Below are 2,260 nucleotides of genomic sequence, written 5' to 3' on the forward strand. Positions count from 1 at the left end.
GGGTTATTGGAATTTGTATTATTTGAGCGTTCATCTGAGCAGAATGCCAAGATAATCATTGTGGATATGATAGTGAGAATTTTTTTAGCATAACGTGGAGCACTATCGCGAGTGTAGCGCGGCTTGCCGGGCGTAGCTCGAAGAGCGAAGCCTGGAGCGCGAAATGAGTTGATAGGTGCGTCTGGATATGGTCACGAGTCGAAAGGGTTGATGGATGGTGGATTGTTCCGGATCTCGAATTTGATTTTTGTGGGCATGATATAAATCTGTCCATCATCGATTGTCCAGACAGCACGAACCTCTCCGCAGGCTACATCAATCGCTTGGAGGTAAGAGATTTTACGCGATTCGAAATTTACGTTATCCGCTGCGAATGCCTCGGGGTGGATCACCTTAATTTTTATTCTCTTTTCAGAATCCTTTGATTCCACGAAGGAGACGACATCATCGTCAATCGCCACTCGGCTAACTCGATCAATGAAGATGAAAAATTTTGTTGCAGGGAAAGACGTCTCCAGGAAGTAGATCGAATCAAGGAACTCGACATATTCTTGATTTTTTTGGCTTAGCTCCTTAGTGGGAATCAGTGTGCATTTTGGGCTAAACTCTTCAGCATGGCAGAAAATATCTGAATAAGCTGGAATGCTTAGCAAGAGTATCAGTGCTAGGCAGGTTATTCGTTTCTTTTCCATATCGTCAAGGACTGGCGCGCCGTTAGGCGTTGTCCAGCTCCGCCTGGTTGGGCTTCGCATTCCTGAACATGTCGAACATCCAAGACGCCTTTTCCCATTCTGGATCATGATCCATCTGGAATTCAAATCCTCTTTCACATTCGTCGTTCTCGATTTCCTTCTGTAAAAAAGAATTGGCGACTTCGGGGTCGAAAACTCTGAAGACTAATTCTCTTGTTTCGTTCCATGTGATTCTAGCTAGTAGCAATGCATTCGGTTTACCATTCTCCTTGAGTTCTATCGCTTCCTCAAAGCGGTCACAGAATGGTTCTAGGATTTCTTCTCTTTCCTTTTTCGATGGCATTCCATTCTCTGCAATATCTTCGCATCCAATGACGATAGAAAGGTGCCACGCGAATACTTCCTTTGATTCAAAGTCGATTAATGACGTAGTTAGCATCATTACGGCAGGCAGATCAGCCTCCCGATACTCCATCAGGGTGAATAGTTCTTCCGAAAAATGGACTTTGAATTCTTTCATTTCATTTTGCCCAACGATGAGGCCAGGCACCCAGCCTGACGGGTTAGTGGTTTAAGTGATTCTCGGATTATCGGGCGGGTTACATGGGTTGACCTGTGCCGGCTGGTTCTCGCTTCAATTCTTCGATGGTTTGAAGGAGTTCGTTCTGACGCTTCAAAACCAGGAAACTGGACAAGCCCAAAGCGCATAAAAAGATCCCGCATGTTGCGTAAAGGACGGAGGTCGAGTAGCGCTCTTCGGCTTTTACTTCCCAACCAGTGTAGCTTTTCTTCACGTCGACACTTTTCCAAAACAAGGTTCCGTATTCGGTCCGGTCGATGATTTCATTCATTCTCTTTCCTTGGCCGAAGACAACTCCAGCCATAATCAGGTGAAACACGCCTAATGCTAAGACAAGCCATCGTCCCCAGCGCATATTTTTAATACGCTTTCGCAATCTATCTTCAGGGCTTTTCATTTTTTGAGAACGTCGAAGACTGGCGCGCCGTTAGGCGTTGTCCAGCTCTGACTGGATAGCTCCTTGGTTTAGAGGGGTATCCCAGAAGGACTGGTCTCTCCATGTGAAAACGATGAACCAAGGCAGGCCGCCAAGATCGAGTAGAAATGCTATCAGTGCAAGAATGCTAGGTGTTGTGTGACCAAAGCCGACTAAACACGCTCCGAAGGCAAAAAGAGTCCCCAATATGGGGAAAACTGAAGTGCTATGATTCGTGCCATTCGATTCATTTTTCTTCTTTTGTATGCTTGGAAGGATCAGAGTGATCCAGAGATTCAAGGCAGTAAATGTGACGGCGACTATTCCTAGGCCGATCGGAATTAATTTGAGAGGCGAGTGCCAAGGTGAGATCAAAGAAGCGACCACGACAAGGAATGGAAGAAGTGCAATCGCGACACCTAAACTTCTGCGAGCATAGCTGGTGCAATACTGAGTTTCTTCATTCATTTTTTCAGCTATCGTGGAGCATAGCCGATGCCTGTAGCGCGGAGCGCGAAAGGCATTGGCTAGTGCGTCTGGATAGGCTCCTTCGGGTTAGTAGTTTTAGGCATT

The 2,260-nt window shown here is 46.2% G+C and carries 4 protein-coding genes; all 4 read right to left on the reverse strand.

The window, feature by feature from the left end; all coding sequences use genetic code 11:
- Window positions 1-191: 191 nt before the first annotated feature.
- Complete coding sequence (locus QEH59_RS18405) at window positions 192-692, reverse strand: hypothetical protein (protein WP_308986849.1); 501 nt, start codon at window positions 690-692, stop codon at window positions 192-194.
- Between the two features lie 22 nt (window positions 693-714).
- Complete coding sequence (locus QEH59_RS18410) at window positions 715-1,212, reverse strand: DUF695 domain-containing protein (protein WP_308986850.1); 498 nt, start codon at window positions 1,210-1,212, stop codon at window positions 715-717.
- Window positions 1,213-1,291: 79 nt separating this feature from the next.
- Window positions 1,292-1,669, reverse strand: coding sequence for a hypothetical protein (locus QEH59_RS18415; protein ID WP_308986851.1), 378 nt, complete (start codon window positions 1,667-1,669; stop codon window positions 1,292-1,294).
- A gap of 30 nt (window positions 1,670-1,699) precedes the next feature.
- Entirely contained in the window at window positions 1,700-2,155 is a 456-nt protein-coding gene (locus tag QEH59_RS18420; RefSeq protein WP_308986852.1) for a hypothetical protein, read from the reverse strand.
- Window positions 2,156-2,260 lie beyond the last annotated feature (105 nt).

Source organism: Thalassobacterium sedimentorum (genome assembly GCF_031127905.1).
Lineage (GTDB): Bacteria > Verrucomicrobiota > Verrucomicrobiia > Opitutales > Coraliomargaritaceae > Thalassobacterium > Thalassobacterium sedimentorum.

Excerpts from the sequence above, each read along its gene's own strand:
- QEH59_RS18405 (WP_308986849.1), bottom strand. The coding sequence starts at position 692 with ATGGAAAAGAAACGAATAACCTGCCTAGCACTGATACTCTTGCTAAGC.
- QEH59_RS18410 (WP_308986850.1), bottom strand. The coding sequence starts at position 1,212 with ATGAAAGAATTCAAAGTCCATTTTTCGGAAGAACTATTCACCCTGATG.
- QEH59_RS18415 (WP_308986851.1), bottom strand. The coding sequence starts at position 1,669 with ATGAAAAGCCCTGAAGATAGATTGCGAAAGCGTATTAAAAATATGCGC.
- QEH59_RS18420 (WP_308986852.1), bottom strand. The coding sequence starts at position 2,155 with ATGAATGAAGAAACTCAGTATTGCACCAGCTATGCTCGCAGAAGTTTA.